Here is a 23,729-nt window from a genome sequence, read left to right as displayed (position 1 = left end):
CATCTGACCGTTAATCAGGCTATTCATCAGGCAACGCTGGCTTTGGAATTTGTTGCTGACAAAGCAGAATAGCCTGATTCACCGAGTTCAGATGATGTTTGGCAAATTCTTTAGCCAGATAAAAACCACCTGATGTGGTATTAAAAATATGCTGACGGTAAACCGGACTGCGATCAGACAGCAATGCGTTTAATGACAAATCCGGTAGCAAGGCAGCATCCACTCTTCTGGCGTCCAGAGTCCGCAATTGCTTATCAAATTCTTCAACATAAACAACATTCAAATACCCCGCTTTTTCCAGATAGCTGGCTTGCAGCGAACCACGTTTTACAGAGACGGAGATGGCCTTGTTTGCCAGATCCACTTTTGAGTCTGGCAAGGTTAACCATATATTATTCACTGTAACAAACTCGATAGACCGCACAGAGCTTTTATCACGCTCAGCATCAAACAAAGCCGGGTAGACTAAATCCAGCTCTCCTGTTGCGACATGATGAAATAAGCGCATGTTTGGGTAACTTTTCCAGTCAAACTGCAACTGGCTTTGTTGCTCTATGCAGCGTAATACAGAAGCATCATAACCTTGCGGCTCTGCTGCTCCAGGTAAAGACAGACTAAAATTCGTTGGATGGCCAGCTTTGACCACAGGTGTGGCTTGCACTGATGCCACAAAACACAAAAAGAGCCACCTTGTCATCAGCTTCAAGCCCACCCAATTTTTTTAAAGTATAGCCAAACTTCCGCAAGCGTTGCCGGAAAAAAAACCGGACTACTTCAAACTGTCCGGCTTTTCATTAAGGTTTTGAATAACAAGATTTTGAATTATAAGGCTTCGAACCAGAGCTTAGTCGCGTCCATCGCTTCTTTGACTCTGTCAGGACTGGTGCCCGCCAAAGCAGCACGTTTAGCCAGACCAGCTTCAATGGTCAGGGCGGCAAAAACATCATCACTGATTAAAGGCGATACCTGCTGCATTTCAGCTAAAGCTAAAGCTTCCAGAGGTTTTTGCTGTTTTGACGCCACCAGCACCAGCTCACCGGATAGTTCATGAGCGTCACGGAAGGCGATGCCTTTACCCACCAGATAATCGGCCAAATCTGTCGCATTGCTGTACCCAAGCTCTGCTGCTAAACGGCAACGTTCTACATTAACGGATAAATGCGGCAATACAGTCGCCAGCACCAGCAAGGACTGTTGCCAGCTTGCCATTAAATCAAAAAAGCCCTGTTTGTCTTCCTGCATATCTTTGTTGTACGCCAAAGGCAAACCTTTGAGTACATGCAAAATAGCCACTAAATGCCCCAGTACCCGGCCGGTTTTGCCACGTAATAACTCAAATACATCAGGGTTTTTCTTTTGTGGCATCAAGGATGAGCCGCTACTGATGGCATCACCCAACTTGAAGAAAGCCGCTTCGCCTGAGCAGAAGAAGATCACATCTTCGGATAAACGCGATAAATGCGTCATACACAAAGAGGCGGTAGCGGATAATTCCACCACATAATCCCGATCAGATACTGCATCTAAGCTATTGAGCGCTGCGGATTTAAAGCCTAAACGCTGCGCTAAAGCTGTGCGGTCGATTTGAATGCCAGTACCAGCCAAAGCGCCACAACCTAAAGGACAAACATCCATACGCGCCAAAGCATCGTCGATACGGCTTAAATCCCGTTTAAACATTTCGATGTAAGCCAAAGCCCAGTGACTGACCAACACAGGCTGAGCCCGTTGCAGGTGAGTAAAGCCCGGCATCACAGCACCAAAATGCGCATCAGCAAAAGTAATAAGGGCACCAATAGCGGTGATTAACGTGCTGCGAACCTGATTGGCATTCAGCTTGGTCCACAAGCGTAAATCGGTCGCCACTAAGTCGTTACGGCTGCGGCCTGTATGCAGTTTTTTCGCCACAGCACCAATTTTTTGCTGCAACTGAGCTTCCACCCAGCTATGAATATCCTCTTCCTGCGTCTGCAACGGCAGCTTAGGATTAGATTCCAAAGCCAAAGCTAAATCAGCCAGCGCATGATCCAGTTGCTCTGCTTCAGCAGCCGTAATAATGCCAGCTTCAAGCAAGCCTAGGGTCCAGGCACGGGAGGCCTGAATATCCTGTTGCGCCAGCAGATAATCAAAACTTAATGAGTCATTAAATTCACTGAACTCGGCCAGACTGGCTTCGGTAAACCGACCACCCCACATCGCCATGATAAATACCTCTGCATTAATAGTAGATATACCCAAAGTAATTGATGTTGCAGCGCGACGGCAAGAGAGCGAGACCCCATGAACATAGTAGTCCTATGTGATTGGGGCGAGAGAACGCAGTCAACAAAGCGGCAGCTTCAAGTACGAAGGGTATAGAATGGGCGGCTTAATGGCCGCCCGAATAATTACGCCAGGAGCTTAACCTTTTCTATGCAAAGCACGAATACGGCTGGCTAAGCTGTACAGGCGGATAAAACCTGCAGCATCTTTTTGGTTGTACACTTCATCCCCTTCAAAAGTAGCGAAGGCTTCAGAGTACAGGCTGTTGGGTGAACGACGTTGCGTTACTGTCACATTGCCTTTGTACAGCTTGACGACTATGTCACCTGTCAGTTGGTCAGCCAGAGAAGTAGCAGCAGCTAACAAGGCATCTTTTAACGGCGTGAACCAACGGCCATCATAGACCAGCTGAGCAAACTCTAAGCCCACTTCTTCACGGTATTTCAGTGAAGTACGGTCATACACCAAAGATTCCAAAGCGCGTAATGCCGCGACTAAAATAGTGCCGCCAGGCGTTTCATAACAGCCACGGGATTTCATACCCACTAAACGGTTTTCGACGATGTCGATACGGCCAATACCATGTTCTGAACCGATAGCGTTCAGTACTTCAATGGCTTTGATTGGAGCTACCGCTTCACCATTTAACTTCGTCAGTTCGCCTTTTTCAAAACTTAACTGAATATGTTCGGCTTTATCCGGCGCCTGCTCTGGAGATTTAGTCCACATCCAGATTTGATCTGATGGTTCATTCCACGGGTTTTCAATCTCACCACCTTCGTGCGAGATGTGCCATAAGTTGGCGTCACGGCTATAAATTTTGGTGGCAGAAGCTGTGGTTGGCACATTTTTCTCAGCCAGATAATTTAGCAAGGACTGACGTGAGTTAAATTGCCATTCACGCCATGGCGCTATCACTTTTAACTGCGGCGCTAAGGCGGCAAAAGCACCTTCAAAACGCACCTGATCGTTACCTTTACCAGTACAACCATGGCATAAAGCATCTGCACCTAATTTCAGCGCCAGTTCAACCTGAGCACGGGCAATCACAGGGCGCGCCATTGAAGTACCCAGCAAATACTGGCCTTCATACACTGCACCTGTTTTTAAGGTTGGGTAAATCACTTCTTTAATCAGTTCTTCACGCAGGTCGACCACGTAGCACGAGCTTGCGCCTGACTTAATGGCTTTTTCTTCCACACCAGCCAGTTCTTCATCACCTTGCCCAACGTTGGCTACAAAAGCTATGACTTCACAGTCGTAGTTATCTTTTAACCAAGGCACGATCGCCGATGTGTCTAAACCACCTGAATAAGCTAAAACTACTTTCTTGATACTCATGTCCAACCTCAACTAAATAAACTGACTAATACTGCGTTCTGAGCGTGCATACGGTTTTCTGCCTGCTGCAACACCAGCGAATTATCACTGTCCAGCACTTCGCTGGTCACTTCCTGACCACGGTGAGCTGGCAGGCAGTGCATAAAATGTTTGACTGCTAAACGCTGCATCACTGCAGTGTTGATTTGATAAGGTGCAAACAGGTTCTCGACCAGCTTAGGGTCAGCCTTAGCACCCATCGACATCCAGGTGTCGGTGTAAATAGCATCGGCACCAGCAGCAGCTGACACATGCTGACTTAAGGTCAGTTTAGCGCCGCTTTTTTCTGCCATCACCTGAGCTTTTAACAATACATGAGCATCAGGACCAAAGCCTTGTGGTGTGACCACAGTCAGCGTCATGCCCAGAATAGCTGCACCTAACATCAAGGAGTGGCAGACATTGTTACCATCACCGACAAAAGCCAGGTGCACTTTGCTTAAATCGCCATAATGCTCTTTTAACGTCAACAAATCCGCCAGTGCCTGACAAGGATGGTACAGATCACTCAGTGCATTAATCACTGGCTTTTTGCTGCTTTGCGAAAGCTGCACTAATGTTTTCTGAGAATAGACCCGCGCCACTATGGCATCACACCAACAAGCCAGGTTACTGCCAAAATCTTCCACTGATTCGCGTACGCCCATAGCCCCGTTTTGCTGATCCAGATACACACTGTGACCACCTAATTTGTTGATCCCTACATCAAAGCTGACGCGGGTTCGCAAAGAAGGTTTTTCAAACAACAAGGCAATGCTTTTGCCTTTAAGTGCAGAGCTGTACTGCTCTGGCTTTTGTTTGATCTGAAGCGCCAGCTCCAGCAAGTCGGATAATTGGGTCTGGTCTAATTCAGCTAAACATAAAAGCTGGGTTAATTTACTCATAAAAACACACTGCATGTCCGCTAGGCGGCATCCTTATCGTTGCAACAGGCTCAATTATTGAGACACTGTTTAGTTTCTAAACTAATACACGATGCAAGTCCCTACTGCTTGTTGCTGCATCAACTTTAATAAATCGTCGGGATGCTGCCATCCTGCCACTGTAATATTACGTTTCAGTGCTTGTGCTGTTTCAAGCGCAGCATCCAGTTTTACTTTCATGCCACCTTTAATCACCCCATCAAGCACCAGTTGCTGCGCTTGGGCTGCAGTTAAAGTGGGGATAAGCTGCATAGTGGCGTCAAGAATTCCCGGTACATCGGTCAGTAATACCAGTTGGCCTTGCACCAACTGGCAAATAGCAGCTGCTGCAATATCGGCATTCACATTGAGTAACTGGCCATCGGCACTTAAGCCAATAGAGCTGAATACAGGCGTAAAACCCTGGGCCAATAAGGTATTCAGCAGCAGTGGATTATTAGGTTTGGCAATACCAACAGCACCTAACTTCTGATTAATATCAAAAGCTAAACTACCACCTGCTGCCAGGCTTAATCCCACAGGATTTAAGCCCTGCAAGGTAGCCCGCGCCACCATATCAGCGTTCACTGCACCATCTAAAGCACCGGTAATCACAGGCATTTGTTCAGCAGGAGATACCCGCTGGCCATCAATTTTTTCAGTCGTAAAACCAAATTTAGCCAGCCACTGATCCACCTGATCACCACCGCCATGCACCAGCACTATCGGATACTGAGTTTTTAACTGGGCACACACTTTTAATAAGGCATCTAAAGCGGCCTGATCCTGTAATAAACGGCCACCCATTTTAAGTACTAAAGGTGTCTGGCTCATTCTGCTGCTCCTGCAAATAAACCCGCAGTTTCAGGTGCGCCAAATTTAATATTCGCCGCCTGCATCGCCTGAGCGGCGGCGCCTTTGAGCAGGTTATCAATACAAGAGACAATCACCAGTTGCTCACCATCCTGTTGCCAGTGGATATCACAAAATGGTGTGCCCGCTACATCAGCTACATTGGGTGAATGCTTGACTAAACGTACTAATGGTTTAGCTGCATAAGCCTGCTGAAAAGCGGCAGCGACTTGCTCTGCAGTGACACCAGATTTTAAAGTCACCACGCTGGTGGCCAGAATGCCACGCTTAAAGTTGCCCAAGTGCGGCGTAAACACCACTTTGCGGCCTAAATTCTGCTCGATTTCAGGTCTGTGTCTGTGTTTAAAAAAGCCATAGGCATTCAGACCCACTTCGCAAAACGACGTACTTAATGCAGCTTTACGGCCAGCACCAGACACACCGCTGGTAGCGTTAATGACAGGAATACAGCCATCGGCCACTAAACCCGTCTTTAATAAAGGCAACAACGCCAGCGAACAGGCTGTAGGGTAACAACCTGGCACAGATACCAACTGTGGCAAAGGTTGCTCCAACCACTCCATCAGTGAATACACGGCCTGATCCAGTAATTCCGGATGCTGATGCTCATAGCCATAATATTTAGGATACAAAGCCGGGTCTTTTAAACGGAAGGCACCTGATAAATCAAAGACGGCTATGCCTTTTGCCAGTAACAAAGGCGTAACAGCTTCACTGACTTCATGGGGCAAAGCTAAAAAAGCCACATCCAGTTTGCCTGCTAAGTCTTCCACTAAATCGTCCGTCCACGGCTGCACTAAAACATCAACAACACCCTGATAACGTGGATATAAATTTGCAAAAGGTTCAGCAGCGCGGCCAGCGGAAGCAAAAGCATAACTCAACTCAAAATACGGGTTCCGTGCCAACATAACGGCAAGTTCAGCGCCGCTGTAGCCAGCAGCACCTAATACAGCGCTACGCAGTTTGGAGCCAGGGGAAGTGGATTGAGTGGACATAGGATGCAGAGTCTCCGAAAACATAAATAATAAATTAAGGTCACGCCAAAAAGTGTGGCCAGTGTAGTGGCTTCGCCATGCAGTTTCAAGAATTATTATGCTGAATTAGTGAATTTTTATTTTATTTAATTCATAAATTCAAACAAGCATCCGATCCACTGCAGAAAGACCACAGCTTAGACCAAAATGCCCCAGCGCAGAAGTCGGAATAAGAGATGCGGTTAAATTACTGCTTGTGATCATAAACCCACAGCTTCGCCTTGCGGATCGATGTTCTGACCCGGCAGGCTGTTCAGAGCTTCGGGCAAAGTTGAATAAAAACTCAAAAGACCAGCTAAAGGTTGCACCTTAGCTTTGGCCAGAGTTTTTAGCGGTTGGAAGCTTAAGTCTGTCACCAATAAATGAATCCCCTGTTTCTCAGCCAGACTGACCAGTTTGGTAAAAGCTGATAGTCCGCCAGCATCCATTAAAGTAACAGCATCCATAACTAAAATAGCGCCTTGCTGCTGTTTGAGTTTTAGCGATAACTCCCCAAAAACCCGGTCGGCTGCTGCAAAAAACAAAGGGCCACTGATGCGAAATGCTTTCCAGCCTTCAGGCAAAGGCTCAAGCACGTATTTTCTGTTATGACTGATATCCGCTACCCGGGTCATATCCGCCACTTGCTTCACAAAGAAAAAAGCGGCGATGACCATGCCACAGCTGATGGCAATAACCATATCAAAGAGCACAGTACAGCCAAAACAAATCAGAAAAATGATGATGTCGTTACGGGGCGCGGTTTTCAGCAGATGCACAGCTTTAGGGGCTTCACTCATATTCCAGGCTACAACTAACAGCAAAGCCGCCATAGCCGCCATAGGTAAATACGCCAATACAGGCGCCAACACCAGCAAAGCTAATAACACCACCAGCGCATGGATCATGCCGGCTATCGGTGACTGAGCGCCAGCCCGCACATTGGCAGCAGAACGCGCTAAAGCCGCTGTGGAGGTAAATCCGCCTAAAAAAGGTGCCACTATATTACCTATACCCTGGCCTAATAATTCACTATTGGCGCTGTGTCTGCGCCCTGTCATACCATCCAAGACTACAGCGCAAAGCAAGGATTCAATAGCGCCTAACATGGCCATTGCAAAAGCTGCAGCCAATAAGTCTTTCACCATTTGAGTGCTGAATTGTAAAGCTTGCCCATCGGGGCCAGCCTGTAACCAGGGCCAGGTCAATTCGGGTAACACGGCTGGAATGCCCTGCCCTTGCGAACCATCAGGCAATACATAACTAAAACGACTGCCTATGGTATCCAGCTCCAGCCCACACTGAGCCAGCGCTAAGGCCAAAGCTGTAGCTATCACTATGGCGGGTAAATGCGGTGGCAAGGGTAGTTTGAGTTTTGGCCAGAGCCACATCACAGCTAAAGTAACAGCAGCCGCCAGCAAGGACGGCCAGTGCAGTTCAGGCATAGCTAAAGACAGTTGCTGTAATTTTTCCAGATAATGCTCAGATAGCTTGTCTACAGGTAAACCAAAGACGTCTTTCATTTGCAAAGTGGCAATGACCACAGCAATACCGCTGGTAAAACCTAAAGTCACAGCTTCGGGAATGTATTCGATAAAACGGCCAAAACGCATGGCCGCCATGATGATCAGCATCACTCCAGATAAAATGGTGGCCAGCAACAAACCAGCCAGACCATAACTTTGTGCCACGGGGTATAAAATAACGACAAAAGCGGCTGTAGGCCCGCTGACGCTGTAACGCGAGCCACCGGTCAGGGCTATCAGAAAACCTGCGATCACAGCGGTGTACAATCCGTATTGTGGCGGCACACCACTGGCAATAGCGAGCGCCATCGCCAGAGGAATAGCAATAATACCCACTGTGATACCGGCCAGCAGATCTAACTTAAAAGCGCCAAAGCTATAGCCTTCGGCCAGACATTCCCGCAGCGCATGGCCAATACGCAAAGAAAACAAATAAGAGCGGTGCGACATCTGAATCCGTCCGGTAACAGAACACAAGCTGAGTGTAACTAAGTCTAGCTGCTAAGATATTGATCTAGTGTAAAGATTCAGGCCTTTGGGACTAAAGTATAAGTATGCACTGGCTGATAACTCACCCCATGTTTCGTACTGATGGAGTGATACAAAGCTACTTCTGTACAAAACAGGTGTAAAGGCTGAACTGGCATGGGAAAAACAGCTGCAGACTGAAACTTACGCGCAAGGGTGACATGAGGCACAAAATGTTCCGGTACAGGCGCATTCAAAAAAGGCAAAGCCAGTTGTTGCAGCTGCTGTTGAAGGGCCATCAGAGTTTCGGGTGGTTGAGAGACGCCCAGATACAGCACTTTGGCGTGACTGAACTGATTAAGCTCATCAAAACAAAGTTCAAAAGTCGGTAGCTGGTGCAGCAATTCAAGGCTTTGTAACCATAATTGCTGCTGCGCAGCTAAAGCTTGCTGACCTAAAAACACTAGTGTCAGATGCAGGTTGTCGGCCGGATGCCACTTGGCTTCCTGACAAAAAGCAGGCTGCTGATAAGCATACAGCAGCCGTTGTTGCTCTGGGCTGAACTTCAGACTGAGGAAACATCTGTCGTCCATGCTATGTATGACCTCAGGCAATGGCACTCTGCGGCCGTACGCCCAATAAATGGCAGATGGCATAGCTGAGTTCGCAGCGGTTTAAGGTATAGAAGTGAAAATGATTCACCCCTTCACGGCTTAACACTTTGACCATATCCATCGCAATATTAGCAGCGACCAGATTACGGGTGGTCGCATCCTGATCCAGGCCTTCATAGGCTTTATTCATCCAGCCTGGAATAGCTACATTGGTCATAGTGGCGAATTTGGTCAGTTGCTGGAAATTAGTCACAGGTAAAATGCCCGGTACTATTTCCACATCTATACCTATAGCGGCGCAGCGGTCGCGGTAGCGTAAGTACTTTTCCGGTTCAAAAAAGAACTGGGTAATAGCACGGGACGCACCGGCATCAATTTTGCGTTTTAAGTTCAGTAAATCAAACTGAGCATTTGGTGATTCTGGGTGTACTTCAGGGTAGGCCGCTACTGAAATATCAAAGTCGGCCACTGAACGTAAAATCTCCACTAAATCCGCTGCATACAAAGCTGGTTTTTCTTTATTACCCGGCGGTAAATCACCGCGCAAGGCGACAATATGGCGAATACCATTGTCCCAGTAGTCTTTAGCAATACGCTCAAGCTCAGCTCGACTGGCATCAACACAGGTTAAATGCGGTGCAGCAATCAAGCCAGTACGCTGTTTAATTGACTTAATAATATCGTGTGTACGGTCGCGTTCGCCTGAGTTTGCGCCATAAGTCACAGAGACAAAAGAAGGAGCCAAAGGGGCTAAACGTTCAATCGACTGCCATAAGGTGTTTTCCATCTGCTCTGTTTTTGGTGGGAAAAACTCAAAGCTGACGTTGACCTTGCCTGCCACATCCTGCAGATTGCGGTTAATAGATTCTAAATACTGTGCGCTGACAAAAGACATATTATTTCTCACTTCACCCAGGCTGCGGCCTGAGCCTGACTATGTTTAGCTGCTTTGGCAGCGGCAATTTTTTGTTTGGCTAAAATGGCTAAGTCGGCATGGACACCACCAGCCGTCACCTGACGACCAGCACCAGGGCCTTTTAACACCAACGGATTCTGTTGATACCAGTCGGACTCAATGACAAAAATATTGTCACAAGGCAAAATGGCCGCCAGCGGATCCGTCTGCTCTACAGCAACTAAAGACACCTGGGCTTTGGCTTTGCCTGCTTCTATTCTTAAATCGGCGACATATCGCAAGACTTTACCTGCCGCCTGACTTTGTTGCTGCAGCGCAGCTAATTCCTGATCCAGAGTTTCACGCCCGGCCCAGAAGTCTTCAATACTGCCACCGCTTAATGAAGCAGGTAATAAAGGTTCCAATTCAATCTGATCAATATCCAGAGCTAAATCCAGCTCACGGGCCAGCACCAATAATTTGCGCTGTACATCTTTACCGGATAAATCGTCCCGTGGATCAGGTTCAGTTAAGCCTAATTGCTGAGCTTCCAACACAAAGTCGGAAAAAGCTTTGCTGCCATCAAATTTCGCCAGCAACCAGGACAAAGTACCGGAGAAAATACCGCTGATGCGATGCACTGTATCGCCGCTGCTTCTCAGTTCCTGCAATAAACGTTGTACAGGTAAACCTGCGCCTACTGTGGTATTGCTCAGCCACTGCACCTGCTGCTGTTCAGCAGCTTGTTTAATCTGCTGATACTGAGCCAGTGGCAAAGTCACACCTTGTTTATTGGCACTGATTAAATCTAAACCTGCATGAATAAATTGCGGATAACGTTCGGCAAAAGCACGGCTTGGCGTTAAATCCACCAGCACTTTAGGCTCTGGCAACTGCTGCAACGCCAATTCCAGCTGTGCTTCAGTATAAGCAGGAGCCAAAGACAGTGCCTGTTGCCAGTTGTGAATATCAATTTTTTCAGCAAAAAGCGCCTGACGGGAATTAAATAAACCCGCCAGTTTTAAATCAATCTGGCCAGCAAAAGCTTGTTGTTGCTTCGCCAATAAGGCTAAAAACTCAGCTCCCACGTTGCCTGTGCCTGCCACAACCACATTCAGCTGCACTTGAGTCGGCAGTAATAACTGATGCAATTCCGTCAGTTCCAGAGAAGTCAAAGCGCTTTGGAATAACCATAAGGCCAGTTGTTCATCTTCAAAACTAAAAGCAGCTTGTTGACGGTCTAACCAACGCCCTGCTGCTGCATTCACTTGTTTTTGCTGACGGGCGGCTGGTTTTACCCAGACCACAGCATGAAAAGCCTGAGGATTCACCCGGGCAAATACCTGCTGACCAGCCAGATAACTTAATAAGGTATCCACCTGATTACTGGCCACTATCCACTGATCCGCAGCTTTAGGTGCTGCAAAGACTGTAATTTGTAAGGCGGAAGCCACAGCTGCAGCATTTAATTTGCAACTTGCAGGAACAGTGACTAACGCAGCTTGTGCTAAGTCAGTTAAAAACTGCACTTCAATAGCGGCTTGCTGGCTGACTTTGCACCCTGGATGATTGGGTTCAAAACTGCTGCGAACTATTAAATCTGCAGGCGCATCCAACAAAGGACTTAAAGTTTTTGCATGCAATACCGGATTACCCAACTGGGCCAAAGTTAAGGCCTGCTGCCATGGCACCTGACGGTAAGCGCGGGCTGAAGGCACTTTACGTGGGTCGGCACTGTAAATTGCATCCACATCAGTCCAGATATGAATGGCCTGAGCTTTGACTAAACGCCCTACAATAGTAGCGGAGTAGTCACTGCCATTACGGCCCAAAGTAATACTGTTGCCTTGTAAATCACGGGCTATATAACCAGTCACTACTTTAATGCCTGTGGTTTCAAAAGGCGCCAACCAGGAAGAGGAAACCTCGTATTGCACTTCACTGCCGTCTAAACGTAAAAAATCACGGGCATCTATAGCGCAGGCTTTTAAGCCTTGCTGACTTAATAAAGCCGCCAATAGCTGACTGGATAAGCGCTCACCTATAGCCAATACATCGTTAAACTGAGCTGTAGCTGAAAATCCCGGCACTTCAGCTAACCAACTTTGTACTTTTTGGGTAAGCAAAACCGCATTCTGTTCATCTAAAGTGCGTTGAATGAGCAGGCTCAGCTTTTCAGTCAGTTGCTGTAACAATGTCGCAAAAAGCTCTGGCTGCTCACGGCTGTCGATTAAAGCCAATAACTCGTCTGTGGTGTCACCTGGTGCTGATACCACCACCCAGGCTTCTGGTTCTTTCGCCACAATAGCGGCGACTGCAGAAAAACGCTCAGCGCTGGCTAAGCTGCTACCGCCGAATTTATGCACTGTGTTTTGATTCTTCACTGTACTGCTCATAACATTCACCATAAAACACTAAGTGCCGGATTTAATCTGAATTGTTGCTGTTCAGTTGTCGCTGCTGTTGCTGGCTCTGACTGAACTTCTGCTGTTGGGTTGTTTTGCTTTATAGCTGCATCGACCGCAGCAAAAGCCTGAGCCAGATCGGCTATCAAATCCTGAATATCTTCAATACCCACAGATAAACGAATTAAGGTTGGGCCTATGCCTGCCGCTTTTTGTGTGACGGCATCTAAAGAGGCGTGAGTCATAGAGCCAGGGTGGCAAATTAAGCTTTCGATACCACCTAAAGACTGAGCCAAAGTGAAACACTGCAGGGCTTCAAAAAATACAGCTAAATAGGCTTCATCGGCGGCCAGATCAAAACTCAGCATGGAACCAAAGCCGTGTTGCTGGGCTTTGGCAATGGCATGACCAGGATGATCTTTTAAGCCTGGGTAATAAATACGGCCAACCAGCGGCTGTTTTTGCAGATAATCGACCACCAGCTCTGCATTGTGCTGATGTTGCTTAATACGGGGCAATAAAGTACGCAGGCCACGTAAAGTCTGGTAGGCGTCAAAAGCACCACCTGTTACGCCTAAACAATTAGCCCACCATTTCAGTTCATCACCTACGGCAGCGTCTTTGGTGATTAAAGCTCCACCTACAATGTCGCTATGGCCATTAATAAACTTAGTAGTGGAATGAACCACTATATCAGCGCCCAGAGCTATAGGGTTTTGCAAAGCCGGTGATAAGAAGGTGTTATCCACCACCAGAATCGCATTTAGTGTTTTTGCCAGTTCAGCCGTAGCTCTCACATCGGTAATTTGTAAAAGCGGATTACTTGGGGTTTCCACCCAAATCATTTTTGGTTTGGCCGCTTTAATTTGTTCTGCCCAGTCAGCTTGCTGGAAATTGACGACCACCAGTTGAAAGGCTTTTTTACGAGAGGCTAAATTCAGGAATAAACGGTAGCTGCCACCATAACAATCATGGGGGATCACTAAGGTATCTTCCGGGCCAATCAATTGCAGCGCCAATAAACAGGCTGACATGCCAGTGCCGGTAATTAAACCTTTAGCACCACCTTCCAGCTCTGCCAGGGCATCACCTAATAAATCCCGTGTTGGGTTATTCGAGCGTGAATAATCGTATTTTCCCGGCTGCTTAAAGGCTTTTAATTCATAAGTTGAGGTTAAATACAAAGGTGGCGTAACAGCACCATAAGCAGAGTCCTGCGCTATTCCGGCGCGGGCAGCTACTGTGGCTGAGTGTTGTTTGCTCATAAAAAACCTCAAATTTAGATGTTTAGACGTCTAAAAGTATACCCGCCAAAACTAAGAAGTCAAAACATTTAGACGTCTGTACGATTAAATCTTGCACAGTGTTTGTACTCGGGAGTATAAAGAAGTAAAATTTCGTTTAATTACGTGTACGTGCGCGACAACGTAGCAAAGGTCAACAGACCATATAACTAAATTCAATCAAGGTATCCCTATGGCAAAGTGGAATGGTGAGTATGTTCACCCTTATGCGGAACACGGAAAGAAGTCCGAACAGGTGAAAAAGATTACAGTCTCTATCCCGTTGAACGTATTAAAAGTGTTAACAGATGAAAGAACCCGCCGTCAGGTGAATAACCTGCGCCATGCCACCAACAGCGAATTATTGTGCGAAGCTTTTTTGCATGCCTTCACTGGCCAGCCTTTGCCTGCAGATGAAGATTTACGCAAAGACAATCCACATCAAATTCCAGTGGAAGTGCGTAACATTTTAACCAGTATGGGTAAGCCAATTCCTGTGATCCAGGAAGCGGATTCTGACGAAGAATAAATAAAACTGGGGCCTGAGTTCTGACTCTGGCCCCAACTCATCACTGCATATAATTTTCAGGCATAGGCAAACGTGCCACTCCTGATGCCACAGCCGCTTCAGCCACTGCGCGGGCAACGCGGGATAATAAACGTGGGTCCATTGGCTTTGGAATAATATAGTCCGCACCAAACTCCAGTGAATCTACCTGAGCAGCTGTTAACACAGCCTGCGATACCGGCTCTTTCGCAATAGAGCGAATAGCCTGCACTGCAGCCAGTTTCATTTCATCGTTAATCACTTTGGCACGAACATCCAAAGCACCACGGAAAATGAAAGGGAAACACAATACGTTATTCACCTGATTCGGATAATCAGAGCGTCCTGTCGCCATAATTAAGTCGCTACGCTGGGCATGCGCCAGTTCAGGCTTAATTTCCGGATCCGGGTTAGAGCAGGCAAAAATGACAGGTTTATCGGCCATTAGCTTTAAGGCTTCTGCTGGCAGAGCATCTGGTCCTGACACGCCAACAAATACATCGGCGCCTTCCATTGCTTCTTCCAGTGTGCGTTTGTCCGTGTTATTGGCAAACAGCTCTTTGTATTTGTTTAAATCGTTACGGCGGGTGTGGATCACACCTTTGGTATCGAGCATATAAATATGTTCACGCTTAGCACCACATTTGATCAACAGCTCCATACAGGCAATAGCTGCTGCACCGGCACCTAAACAAACGATCACTACTTTACTAATGTCTTTGCCCTGAATTTCCAAAGCGTTCAGTAAACCTGCGGCTGTGACTATGGCTGTACCGTGTTGGTCATCATGAAACACCGGAATATTGCAACGTCTGATCAGCTCTTTTTCAATCTCAAAACACTCAGGCGATTTAATATCTTCAAGGTTAATGCCACCAAAGGTATCGGCTATATTAGCCACAGTATCGATAAACTCTTCAGTAGTACGGTGTGTCACTTCAATGTCGATGGAGTCTAAGCCGGCAAAACGCTTAAACAGCAGAGCTTTACCTTCCATCACTGGTTTAGAAGCCATAGGACCGAGGTTACCTAAACCCAATATAGCTGTGCCGTTGCTGATCACAGCGACCAGATTGCCTTTGCCTGTGTACTTGTAGACATCATCAATGTTATTCGCTATTTCACGCACAGGCTCAGCCACACCCGGGCTGTAAGCCAAAGCGAGATCTCTGACTGTTTCAGCTGGTTTACTGATTTCAATACTGATTTTGCCTGGTTTAGGCTCGGCGTGATACTTAAGCGCCTGTTCTCGAAAGTCTGACATAGGTAAGAGGTTCCATGAGTAAGTATGCCCTGTGGGCTGTTATCTTCTATTTGCCATGAGCTGTGGTGCAACCCAAAAGGTGGCTCATTCTAAAGAGCAAGTCAGCCCTTTAGAACCACTAATTTTCAGATCGTACCAGTGCATCCCCTTCGTACTTGAAGCCGCAGCTTTGTTACTTACGCGCCCTCGCCCTAGTCACATAGGACTACTATGCTCCTGGGGTCTCACGCACTTGTCGCCTCCCTGCAACTCCAATTACTTTGGGTACAGTCACTGATTAGCAGAACTCATTCCGATGTTTTCACTGTTCCGTCAGGCTTTTTTGTAGGGTAAACCTGTCCGGCTCAGACTGCCGAAAACTTCAACAGTGGAGCTCTACACGTCTTTTATAACAAGTTTTATCCAGTGCGCCAAGCGCTAAAATAAAACTGATCTGACCAGATAAGGGCAAAATGATAAAGCATGCAGTTTTACGCCATCTTTAACCGGATAGTTTTGATGAAAAACTGCTTAGCCATGCAAGCAAGGAGAAAGTCTGTTAGATAAATCCAATAAAATCAAAAGGATAATCAAGAAGGCGAGCAAATAATAAGCAAACAATTTATGCAGAATAAATCTTTATTTCTGTTTCAAAAAAGAAAGGCCGGAAACCGGCCTTTCTTAGCAGCTATAATCCCGTCATTAAAGCGAAGGAGTATTCTCACCTTCTTTTTCAATCACTTCTGGTAACAAATCTTCACGGCATGCGCCTAACAACACAGCAACAGAACTTGCTACGTAAATCGAAGAATAAGTACCAATGGCAATACCAAATAACAAGGCCGCAGCAAACCCATGTAACAGCGGGCCGCCTAAGTAAAACAGCGCCACTAAGGACAAGGCCGTGGTACCAGAGGTAATAGTGGTGCGGCTCAATGTGGAAGTGATTGCTTCATTCACTGTTTCTTCGACTGTGGCTTCACGCAGTTTACGGAACATTTCACGGATACGGTCAAATACCACTATGGTGTCGTTGATTGAATAACCAACCAGCGCTAACAAGGCCGCCAATACAGTTAAATCGAACTCCATACCTGTGATAGAAAACATACCTACAGTGATGATGACGTCGTGAATTAACGCCACTACAGAGCCTACTGAATAACGCCATTCAAAGCGAAAGGCCACATACATCATGATGCCGATAAAAGAGGCTAATAAAGCCAACATACCGTCATCTTTCAGCTCGTCACCTACTGAAGCACTCACCTGTTCAACGCGACGCTTGGTGACTTCGCCTTTTTCCACTTTTTGAATAGACTCAATAATCTGCTCACCCACCACAGCCTGTTCAACATCAGCGCGTGGCGCAATGCGGATCATCACTTCAGTCGAGGTGCCAAAATACTGCACTACTGCATCAGGGAAACCATCTGCAGCCAAAGCCGTACGGATTTTTGGCAGGTCGGCTTGCTGCTCAAAACCAGCTTCAACCACTATACCGCCGGTAAAATCCAGACCAAAGTTAATACCTTTGGTGAAAATACTGAACAGAGACCCCAGTACCAGCAACAAAGAAAATATGATGGCTGGCGATTTGAAGCGCATAAAGTTAAGCGGTTCTTTAAAATCAAGAAACTTCATCATAATTCCTTATATAGGTAATTTTTCAACTTTACGGCCACCCCAGATCAGATTGACAAACAATCTGGATACGGTCACAGCAGTAAAGATAGAGGTGATAATACCTATGGCTAAAGTCACGGCAAAACCTTTGACCGGGCCAGAACCTAAACCAAACAGAATAATCGCCACTAAGAAAGTGGTAATGTTGGAGTCGGTAATGGTAGCAAAAGCTCTGTTATAACCTTCATGAATAGCCTGCTGTACGGAACGACCATTGGCCAGTTCTTCACGAATACGCTCGTTAATCAGTACGTTGGCGTCAATAGCCATACCTATGGTTAATAAGATACCAGCCATACCCGGCAAGGTCAGAGTAGCGCCAGGCACCATAGACAAAACACCAATCAACAGTACCACGTTGCTGGCTAATGCCAGGTTAGCGACCACCCCTACCCACTTGTAGTAGAAGGCAATAAAGATCACAGTCAGCAACATACCCACCATAATAGCGTTGGTACCCAGCTCAATGTTTTCCTGACCCAGGCTTGGGCCTATAGTACGTTCTTCGACAATCTGAATAGGAGCTATCAAAGCACCGGCACGTAATAACAAGGCCAGGTTTTGTGCTTCAGCCGGACTATCTACACCTGTGATACGGAAACTGCGACCTAAACGCGCCTGAATAGTGGCCACGTTAATCACTTCTTCTTTTTTCTCAAGAATAGTGCGGCCCTGAGCATCTTTTTTGTCGGTAGGTTTGTATTCAATAAATACAGTAGCCATCGACTTACCAATAGCTTCTTTGGTCGCTTGCGAGAAGGTATTGCCACCTTTGGCATCCAGATCAATATTGACCTGAGGACGGCTGTATTCATCGAAGCTGCTGTTGGCACCAATAATATGGTTGCCTGTCAGCATCACACGTTTTTGCAACAACACAGGGCGACCTTCACGGTCGTTATACAACTGTGCATTAGGTGGCACCCGGCCTTCTATCGCACTTTGTAAATCGCCGGCTTCATCCACCATACGGAATTCAAGAGTGGCAGTTGCACCTAAAATTTCTTTGGCGCGAGCTGTGTCCTGTACACCTGGTAATTGAACCACAATACGTTCAGCGCCCTGACGTTGCACTAAAGGTTCAGCCACACCAATAGCATTGACACGGTTGCGGATAATAGTGATGTTCTGCGCTACAGCATCTTCACGTAATGCTTTTACTTTGAGTTCACTAAAACCGGCAACCAAAGTCAGATCGTCAGTTTCAGTAAAAGTCATGTCGCGGTCTTTGCTGCTTAACAAGGTTTTAGCCGCAGCTAAATCATCAGCGGTGCGGAAACTCAGATTGACCTTTAAATTAGGCACATCAGCAGTCACAGCGCGGTAACGAACTTTGGCTTCACGCAGATCAGTACGGTACACCAGCACTAAATCGTTGACGTTTTTTTCCATCGCGGTTTTCATATCCACTTCCATCAGGAAGTGAACACCACCACGTAAGTCCAGACCCAACTTCATTGGAGCCGCACCTATAGCATCCAGCCAGGCTGGTGTAGCCGGAGCCAGATTTAATGCAGTCACGAAGTTGTCGCCTAACGTCTTATTCGCAACTTCACGCGCTTTTAACTGATCTTCTGTGTTTAAAAAGCGAACCAGCACCTGGCCTTTTTCCAATACAGCTGACTTAGGTGTTAACCCTTGTTCAGTAAAAGCTTTTTGCAATTCATCCACGGTTTGCTGAGTAACATCAGCACCACGGCTTGCATTGATTTGTATCGACGGGTCATTAGGATATAAATTCGGCAGGGCGTACAGCATGCTGACGCCCATGACGATGATCACCACTAAGTACCGCCAGATGGAATTCTGGTTTAACACATTAAAATCCTTTTACAGTGATTTCATCGTGCCTTTCGGCAGTACGGCAGCGATAGCAGATTTCTGCACTGTGACTTCAGTGGTCTCGTTTAACGCGATAGCAACAAAATCTTTATCGTCAGCAATTTTTGCAATACGCCCCACTAAACCGCCTTGAGTTAAGACTTCATCGCCTTTGCCTAACGCAGACATCAGGTTTTTATGCTCTTTTACACGTTTAGCTTGCGGGCGGTAGATCAGGAAATAAAAGATCAAACCGAATGCCGCTAACATAATCAGTAAATCCCAGCCACCACCTGCAGGTGCTGTAGCTGGAGCGTTGGCGTATGCATTGGAAATAAATAAACTCATCACATGTCCCCTAAAGTTTTAAATTAAAAGTGTTAAAAATTAAAAAATGAAATCTTATTGTTCTAAAAGGCTTGTTTCCAGCGGCGGCACATCCATGCCCCTTTTCTGGTAAAACTCAGCCACAAATTCTTCCAGCTTTTGTTCAGCAATAGCTGCGCGCAAAGCTTGCATTAACTTCTGGTAATGATGCAGATTGTGGATGGTATTCAAGCGCGCACCCAAAATCTCATTGCATCTGTCCAGATGATGTAGATATGACCGAGAATAATTTTTACAAGTGTAGCAATCACATTCTGCATCTAAAGTAGAGGGATCGTCCTTGTGCTTGGCATTGCGGATCTTAATTACACCAGTGCTGACAAACAAATGGCCATTACGGGCATTACGGGTTGGCATCACACAGTCAAACATATCTATACCACGGCGCACCGCTTCCACTATGTCTTCAGGTTTACCCACACCCATTAAATAACGTGGTTTGTGCTGTGGCATCTGACCTGTGGTGTGGTTGAGGATTTTAATCATATCCTCTTTGGGTTCACCCACAGACAAACCACCAATGGCATAACCATCAAAACCAATCTCTTCAAGACCTTGCAAGGAGATGTCACGCAGTTCAGGGTACATACCGCCCTGAATAATACCAAACAAAGCTGACGGATTATCACCGTGTTCGTCTTTGCTGCGTTTAGCCCAGCGCAGAGACATTTCCATCGATTTTTTCGCTTGCTGCTCTGTAGCTGGATACGGCGTACATTCGTCAAAAATCATCACTATGTCTGAGCCCAAATCGCGTTGCACCTGCATAGAGCGCTCAGGAGTTAACAGGATTTTTTCGCCGTTCAAAGGCGAACGGAAAGTCACACCTTCTTCTTTAATTTTGCGCAGCTCGCCCAAACTGAACACCTGAAAACCACCAGAGTCAGTCAAAATAGGTTTGTGCCAGTGCATAAAGTCATGCAAATCACCGTGTTTTTTGATGATTTCAGTGCCAGGACGCAGCATTAAGTGGAAGGTATTGCCTAAGCAGATTTGTGCACCTGTGGCTTCCAGTTCTTCAGGCGTCATGCCTTTGACTGTGCCATAAGTGCCCACAGGCATAAATGCAGGAGTTTCAACAATGCCGCGCTCGAATACAAGGCGGCCACGACGGGCTTTACCGTCGGTTTTTAATAATTCAAATTTCACGTTCTACCTCAGTCTCTGCCAGAAAAACAGTCCGGCTTTTTTCGCGCCCGATTGTAGCAGAACAAAAGGCCAAACCCCACCTTTAAAGCGGTATGGCCTTTCGTGCCCGCAAGCACTGCAGAGACAACAATTTGTAGTGGCCGCGGCCTGTCCCGGCCCGTCGATGAACATCGCGGTATCAATAGACCGGCGGGTACAAGACCCGCCCCTACGATCGATTAAGGAAAATTTACAGGAGCAGCATCGCATCGCCATAGGAATAAAAACGATACTCCTGCTCTATCGCGGTTTGATAGGCCTGCATTACATAGTCTTTTTGACTAAAAGCACTGACCAGCATAATCAATGTGGATTCTGGCAAATGGAAGTTAGTGACTAAGCCATCAATCACCTGAAACTGGTAACCCGGGTAGATAAATATTTTAGTGTCGCCGCTATAAGGCTGTAAGTCTTTGCCTTGTTGTAATGCGATTTGAGCAGCAGATTCCAGCGAACGAACCGATGTAGTCCCCACAGCCACCACTCTGTTACCACGCGCTTTACAGGCATGAATGGCATCCACTACGGCCTGATCGACTTCAATGTATTCAGCATGCATCTGGTGATCCAGCACATTATCCACCCGCACCGGCTGAAAAGTACCAGCCCCAACATGCAAAGTGACATAAGCGAACTCTATGCCTTTGGCTTTTAATGCCGCCAATAAAGGCTCATCAAAATGCAAACCCGCTGTTGGTGCAGCTACAGCACCGGGTTTCTGGTTATAGACAGTCTGATAACGCTGCTTATCTTCGTCGCTGTCGGGTCTGTCTATGTAAGGTGGCAACGGCATATGGCCCAGCCGGTCTAACATAGTCAATACAGGCTCTTCCCCTAACAGCTCCAGCTCAAACAAGGTATCGTGGCGCTGCAGCATTTTAAGTTGGGTGTTGTCATCGACCAGAATAATGCTCTCTGGCTTTGGGGCTTTACTGGCGCGAACATGCGCCAAAAAGCGCTGAGTATCGAGCACCCGCTCCACCAGAATTTCTACTTTGCCACCTGATTCTTTTTGACCAAATAAGCGGGCTGGGATCACCCTGGTATTATTAAATACCAATAAATCGCCGCTATTAAGTTGTCCGGGCAAATCAGTGAACACCAGGTGGGATAACTCACCAGTCTGGCGCTGCATTTTTAATAAACGACTGCTGGAACGTTCTGCTTTAGGAAAACGTGCGATCAGCTGCTCTGGCAGCTCAAAGGAAAAATCTTTAACTTGCATAATTTATAAGTCCGCTTTACCGACAAACTGTATCAAACCGGCATTGATGCCGACACCTGACGCGATGCACTGTTGCAGCGCGGCGGCAGTCTACAAAGATGTTTTTTTCAATACAAGCTATTTTTCGCCACAACAGCAATGAGCAAAATTTCAGCTAAGCTTTGGAAAAGCTCAAGGACAAAACCGCATGATGTATCGCCTTACTGTACTTTTGTTTTGCTTTTTCATAGTGCAATCCGCCGTTGCGGAGCAAAAAGCACAATCACAGCTTCAGATCAGTACCCCTGTCTGGCCAGGTTTCACGAATGCCGATGGTACTGGTGCTTATGCAGATTTGTTTCAGCTGATTTACCCAAAAGATCAGACAGAACTGGTGTGGCATTTCAGTAACTTTGGCCGCGCTATCCATCTGGTGCAGCAAGGTAAACACCATATGGTACCAGGCTTATCCGCCTATGAGTCAGGCAATGAGCATCAAGGATTACTGCTGTCTGCCCACCCCTTTGATTTTGATTTAATAGTTGCTATTTACGATCCTACCCATACGGCACCGCCACAACTGGAACTGCTGAAACAGCATAAACTAGCCTGGGATTTAGCGTACGACTTACATCTGGTATTAGGCCTGCCGGAAAAAGGCTATGAGGTACTGGATATAAAACAAGGTCTGGAGCTGGTTAAAAATCGCAGGGTTGATATTTATCTGGCGGAAAAAAGTGAATTACATCAGTACTTAAAAGGAGAAGGAGCTGTACAGCTGCAACCTTTGCGTTATCAGGAGATGCTGCGTGATCCTATTTATCTGGCTTTTGCTGACAATGAATCAGGCCGTTTATTTAAAGCCTTGTGGGATAAGCGCTTTCTTTCGTTATACAAAACAGGTCAGCTGAAGCAGTTTTATCAAACCTATCCCCAACTGACCTTGCCCAATCTGCATTAGGTTTTAATCACCGCATTTTTGCTGTAACACTTCAGATATTAACTGCGTCATCTGGCGATAACTGCGTAGTTTGCTGGACGTAGGACGCCAGGCTACGCCAATATCACGGTACGCCTGACCAGAGCTTGGTTTCTGCGCCACCAGCTCAGTGCCACGCAACAAACCGCTGTTAATCGCCATCTGCGGCATAAAAGTCACACCCAGTTTGTTATTGACCATCTGACTTAAGGTGTGCAGGCTGGTAGCAAAAAACGGATTTACTTTACGGTTGTCATCCAGCTCGCAGGCTTTTACTGCATGGCCTGTCATACAATGCTCGCGCTCCAGCAGAAAAATACTTTCATCCGGCCACTGGCTGATGTCTTGCTGAAAACCACGGTCCAGCCAGTCCTTATGCAATACCAGCTTAAAAGGGTCTTGTGCCAGCACTTCGGTATGCAAAGTACCAGTGTCATAAGGTAAAGCCAGTAAGACTAAGTCTAATCGCCCTTCAATCAACGACTGTAACGAGTTTTCAGTGGTGTCTTCCCGCAGCAACAATTGCAGCTCAGGAAAACGTTCACGCGACAGCGCCATCACTTCACTTAATACAAAAGGCGCAATGGTAGGAATACAACCTAAACGCAAAGGACCCGCCATCGGCTTACCCTGACATTTAGCAAATTCTGTCAGCTCTTCACACTGTTCCACTATATAACGGGCCTGGCGCACCACATCTTCACCCAAAGGGGTAAAAATAAAGGTTTTATGATCGCGCTCCAGCAACTGCGCGTTCATGGTTTCTTCTAAGTTGGCGATGGCGGCACTTAAGGTGGACTGACCTATGTAACAAGCTTCAGCAGCACGACCAAAATGCTGGTGTTCATGCAAAGCAAGCAGGTATTGCAACTGTTTAATACTGGGCACACGTTTCATCTTTTATTCCGATGATTAACCTCAATTAAAACCAATTTAATCGAATAAAATTAAAAAGCAAAGCGACAAGCTATTAATTTGCGACAGAACCCCAGAAGCTGCGAAGTATAGCCTGACAATGTTTAAGTGCGCTGCAACAGAGTTTTACGAATA

The 23,729-nt window shown here is 46.6% G+C and carries 20 protein-coding genes; 2 read left to right on the top strand and 18 right to left on the bottom strand.

Annotated elements, in window-relative coordinates; all coding sequences use genetic code 11:
- Positions 1–19: 19 nt before the first annotated feature.
- The 11 genes from RHEIN_RS18255 to metB all read right to left on the bottom strand — a co-directional run bounded on the left by RHEIN_RS18255 (position 20) and on the right by metB (position 13,606).
- Positions 20–697 carry a substrate-binding periplasmic protein gene (locus RHEIN_RS18255; protein WP_008900459.1) on the bottom strand — a complete coding sequence of 226 codons (678 nt, stop codon included), beginning with the start codon at positions 695–697 and terminating at the stop codon, positions 20–22.
- Between the two features lie 125 nt (positions 698–822).
- Positions 823–2,202: an argininosuccinate lyase gene (gene argH, locus RHEIN_RS18250; RefSeq protein ID WP_008900458.1), complete on the bottom strand. Its 1,380-nt coding sequence runs from the start codon at positions 2,200–2,202 to the stop codon at positions 823–825.
- Positions 2,203–2,400: 198 nt separating this feature from the next.
- Complete coding sequence (locus tag RHEIN_RS18245) at positions 2,401–3,609, bottom strand: argininosuccinate synthase (RefSeq protein ID WP_237704450.1); 1,209 nt, start codon at positions 3,607–3,609, stop codon at positions 2,401–2,403.
- A gap of 2 nt (positions 3,610–3,611) precedes the next feature.
- On the bottom strand, positions 3,612–4,526 hold the full coding sequence (locus RHEIN_RS18240) for an ornithine carbamoyltransferase (RefSeq protein WP_040555434.1): 915 nt from the start codon (positions 4,524–4,526) through the stop codon (positions 3,612–3,614).
- An 81-nt stretch (positions 4,527–4,607) separates the two neighbouring features.
- Positions 4,608–5,378 carry an acetylglutamate kinase gene (argB, locus tag RHEIN_RS18235; RefSeq protein WP_008900455.1) on the bottom strand — a complete coding sequence of 257 codons (771 nt, stop codon included), beginning with the start codon at positions 5,376–5,378 and terminating at the stop codon, positions 4,608–4,610.
- Entirely contained in the window at positions 5,375–6,415 is a 1,041-nt protein-coding gene (argC, locus tag RHEIN_RS18230) for an N-acetyl-gamma-glutamyl-phosphate reductase (RefSeq protein WP_008900454.1), read from the bottom strand. Before argC ends, argB begins: the two co-directional genes overlap by 4 nt.
- Before the next feature lie 239 nt (positions 6,416–6,654).
- Entirely contained in the window at positions 6,655–8,409 is a 1,755-nt protein-coding gene (gene dauA, locus RHEIN_RS18225; protein ID WP_008900453.1) for a C4-dicarboxylic acid transporter DauA, read from the bottom strand.
- A 77-nt stretch (positions 8,410–8,486) separates the two neighbouring features.
- On the bottom strand, positions 8,487–9,020 hold the full coding sequence (thpR, locus tag RHEIN_RS18220; protein WP_008900452.1) for an RNA 2',3'-cyclic phosphodiesterase: 534 nt from the start codon (positions 9,018–9,020) through the stop codon (positions 8,487–8,489).
- Between the two features lie 13 nt (positions 9,021–9,033).
- Complete coding sequence (gene metF / locus RHEIN_RS18215; RefSeq protein WP_008900451.1) at positions 9,034–9,936, bottom strand: methylenetetrahydrofolate reductase; 903 nt, start codon at positions 9,934–9,936, stop codon at positions 9,034–9,036.
- An 8-nt stretch (positions 9,937–9,944) separates the two neighbouring features.
- Positions 9,945–12,332, bottom strand: a complete 2,388-nt coding sequence (gene metL, locus RHEIN_RS18210) for a bifunctional aspartate kinase/homoserine dehydrogenase II (RefSeq protein ID WP_237704448.1) — start codon at positions 12,330–12,332, stop codon at positions 9,945–9,947.
- A gap of 5 nt (positions 12,333–12,337) precedes the next feature.
- Positions 12,338–13,606, bottom strand: coding sequence for a cystathionine gamma-synthase (gene metB / locus RHEIN_RS18205; RefSeq protein WP_008900449.1), 1,269 nt, complete (start codon positions 13,604–13,606; stop codon positions 12,338–12,340).
- A 211-nt stretch (positions 13,607–13,817) separates the two neighbouring features.
- Here metB and metJ point away from each other — a divergent pair, with 211 nt between their 5' ends.
- On the top strand, positions 13,818–14,153 hold the full coding sequence (metJ, locus tag RHEIN_RS18200; RefSeq protein ID WP_008900448.1) for a met regulon transcriptional regulator MetJ: 336 nt from the start codon (positions 13,818–13,820) through the stop codon (positions 14,151–14,153).
- 40 nt (positions 14,154–14,193) lie between these two features.
- On the opposite strand, the gene RHEIN_RS18195 is transcribed toward metJ, so the two are convergent.
- The 6 genes from RHEIN_RS18195 to queA all read right to left on the bottom strand — a co-directional run bounded on the left by RHEIN_RS18195 (position 14,194) and on the right by queA (position 21,721).
- Positions 14,194–15,435 (bottom strand): malic enzyme-like NAD(P)-binding protein, encoded by a 1,242-nt coding sequence (locus RHEIN_RS18195; protein WP_008900447.1) that lies wholly within the window; start codon positions 15,433–15,435, stop codon positions 14,194–14,196.
- 681 nt (positions 15,436–16,116) lie between these two features.
- Positions 16,117–17,058, bottom strand: coding sequence for a protein translocase subunit SecF (secF, locus tag RHEIN_RS18190; protein WP_008900446.1), 942 nt, complete (start codon positions 17,056–17,058; stop codon positions 16,117–16,119).
- Positions 17,059–17,067: 9 nt separating this feature from the next.
- The gene (gene secD, locus RHEIN_RS18185) at positions 17,068–18,918 is read right to left on the bottom strand and encodes a protein translocase subunit SecD (protein ID WP_008900445.1); all 1,851 of its coding nucleotides are present in this window, start codon (positions 18,916–18,918) and stop codon (positions 17,068–17,070) included.
- Between the two features lie 12 nt (positions 18,919–18,930).
- Positions 18,931–19,269: a preprotein translocase subunit YajC gene (gene yajC, locus RHEIN_RS18180; protein WP_008900444.1), complete on the bottom strand. Its 339-nt coding sequence runs from the start codon at positions 19,267–19,269 to the stop codon at positions 18,931–18,933.
- 54 nt (positions 19,270–19,323) lie between these two features.
- Entirely contained in the window at positions 19,324–20,457 is a 1,134-nt protein-coding gene (tgt, locus tag RHEIN_RS18175) for a tRNA guanosine(34) transglycosylase Tgt (RefSeq protein WP_008900443.1), read from the bottom strand.
- A 229-nt stretch (positions 20,458–20,686) separates the two neighbouring features.
- Positions 20,687–21,721, bottom strand: a complete 1,035-nt coding sequence (gene queA / locus RHEIN_RS18170) for a tRNA preQ1(34) S-adenosylmethionine ribosyltransferase-isomerase QueA (RefSeq protein WP_008900442.1) — start codon at positions 21,719–21,721, stop codon at positions 20,687–20,689.
- Positions 21,722–21,908: 187 nt separating this feature from the next.
- Here queA and RHEIN_RS18165 point away from each other — a divergent pair, with 187 nt between their 5' ends.
- Entirely contained in the window at positions 21,909–22,661 is a 753-nt protein-coding gene (locus tag RHEIN_RS18165) for a transporter substrate-binding domain-containing protein (protein ID WP_008900441.1), read from the top strand.
- A 3-nt stretch (positions 22,662–22,664) separates the two neighbouring features.
- Here the strand turns inward: RHEIN_RS18165 and RHEIN_RS18160 are convergent, their stop codons facing one another.
- On the bottom strand, positions 22,665–23,576 hold the full coding sequence (locus RHEIN_RS18160) for a hydrogen peroxide-inducible genes activator (protein ID WP_008900440.1): 912 nt from the start codon (positions 23,574–23,576) through the stop codon (positions 22,665–22,667).
- Positions 23,577–23,729: the final 153 nt, after the last annotated feature.

It is taken from the genome of Rheinheimera sp. A13L, from assembly GCF_000217935.1.
GTDB lineage: Bacteria > Pseudomonadota > Gammaproteobacteria > Enterobacterales > Alteromonadaceae > Pararheinheimera.
This window is presented reverse-complemented; position numbering and strand designations above follow the sequence as displayed.

What these genes read in the sequence shown, in the direction of transcription:
- metF (WP_008900451.1), bottom strand. Translation starts at nt 9,936, where the DNA reads ATGTCTTTTGTCAGCGCACAGTATTTAGAATCTATTAACCGCAATCTG.
- RHEIN_RS18195 (WP_008900447.1), bottom strand. Translation starts at nt 15,435, where the DNA reads ATGTCAGACTTTCGAGAACAGGCGCTTAAGTATCACGCCGAGCCTAAA.
- dauA (WP_008900453.1), bottom strand. Translation starts at nt 8,409, where the DNA reads ATGTCGCACCGCTCTTATTTGTTTTCTTTGCGTATTGGCCATGCGCTG.
- argH (WP_008900458.1), bottom strand. Translation starts at nt 2,202, where the DNA reads ATGGCGATGTGGGGTGGTCGGTTTACCGAAGCCAGTCTGGCCGAGTTC.
- argB (WP_008900455.1), bottom strand. Translation starts at nt 5,378, where the DNA reads ATGAGCCAGACACCTTTAGTACTTAAAATGGGTGGCCGTTTATTACAG.
- queA (WP_008900442.1), bottom strand. Translation starts at nt 21,721, where the DNA reads ATGCAAGTTAAAGATTTTTCCTTTGAGCTGCCAGAGCAGCTGATCGCA.
- yajC (WP_008900444.1), bottom strand. Translation starts at nt 19,269, where the DNA reads ATGAGTTTATTTATTTCCAATGCATACGCCAACGCTCCAGCTACAGCA.
- thpR (WP_008900452.1), bottom strand. Translation starts at nt 9,020, where the DNA reads ATGGACGACAGATGTTTCCTCAGTCTGAAGTTCAGCCCAGAGCAACAA.
- metL (WP_237704448.1), bottom strand. Translation starts at nt 12,332, where the DNA reads ATGAGCAGTACAGTGAAGAATCAAAACACAGTGCATAAATTCGGCGGT.
- RHEIN_RS18240 (WP_040555434.1), bottom strand. Translation starts at nt 4,526, where the DNA reads ATGAGTAAATTAACCCAGCTTTTATGTTTAGCTGAATTAGACCAGACC.
- RHEIN_RS18160 (WP_008900440.1), bottom strand. Translation starts at nt 23,576, where the DNA reads ATGAAACGTGTGCCCAGTATTAAACAGTTGCAATACCTGCTTGCTTTG.
- secF (WP_008900446.1), bottom strand. Translation starts at nt 17,058, where the DNA reads ATGAAGTTTCTTGATTTTAAAGAACCGCTTAACTTTATGCGCTTCAAA.
- RHEIN_RS18165 (WP_008900441.1), top strand. Translation starts at nt 21,909, where the DNA reads ATGATGTATCGCCTTACTGTACTTTTGTTTTGCTTTTTCATAGTGCAA.
- metB (WP_008900449.1), bottom strand. Translation starts at nt 13,606, where the DNA reads ATGAGCAAACAACACTCAGCCACAGTAGCTGCCCGCGCCGGAATAGCG.
- argC (WP_008900454.1), bottom strand. Translation starts at nt 6,415, where the DNA reads ATGTCCACTCAATCCACTTCCCCTGGCTCCAAACTGCGTAGCGCTGTA.
- RHEIN_RS18255 (WP_008900459.1), bottom strand. Translation starts at nt 697, where the DNA reads ATGACAAGGTGGCTCTTTTTGTGTTTTGTGGCATCAGTGCAAGCCACA.
- metJ (WP_008900448.1), top strand. Translation starts at nt 13,818, where the DNA reads ATGGCAAAGTGGAATGGTGAGTATGTTCACCCTTATGCGGAACACGGA.